Genomic DNA, 536 nt, shown 5'->3' with positions numbered 1-536 from the left:
CAGCGCAATTGCTGCGGTCGCACCAGCAATCAGAGCCAAAGATGAACAAATAGGTTTGGCACTCGCTACCGTTTTTGTACTCAACTCTCTAGCGTTGTTCATCTTCCCCGTCATTGGTCATGCGTTAAACCTAGACCAACACACCTTTGGGACGTGGGCGGCAATTGCGATTCATGATACTTCGTCTGTTGTTGGCGCTGCCTCTGCCTACGGTGAAGAGGCACTGACAACTGCAACCACGCTCAAACTGGCGCGAGCCTTGTGGATCATTCCTGTTGCTTTGATTAGCGCCGTGATTTTCTCACGTGGGAACAAAGAGAACGGTTCGAAAAAGTTAGTGATTCCTTACTTCATTTTCTGGTATTGCGCGGCCATCGCCTTTAGTGATTTCTTTCCACAATTTGAGGTGGTGTATCACGGTATTTTTACCATTGCGAAGCAAGCTCTGGTGGTGTGCTTATTCTTGATAGGATGTAGTATTTCGATTTCGAAACTGAAATCTTCGGGTCCTAAACCGCTGTTGTTTGGTGTGACTT

At 47.2% G+C, this 536-nt stretch carries 1 protein-coding gene; it reads left to right on the top strand.

Annotated elements, in window-relative coordinates:
* Positions 1–536 (top strand): YeiH family protein (locus R7Q11_RS28915; protein ID WP_225467313.1); only part of this gene is annotated, 536 nt, incomplete at both ends.

Source organism: Vibrio sp. 970 (assembly GCF_033339075.1).
This window is presented reverse-complemented; position numbering and strand designations above follow the sequence as displayed.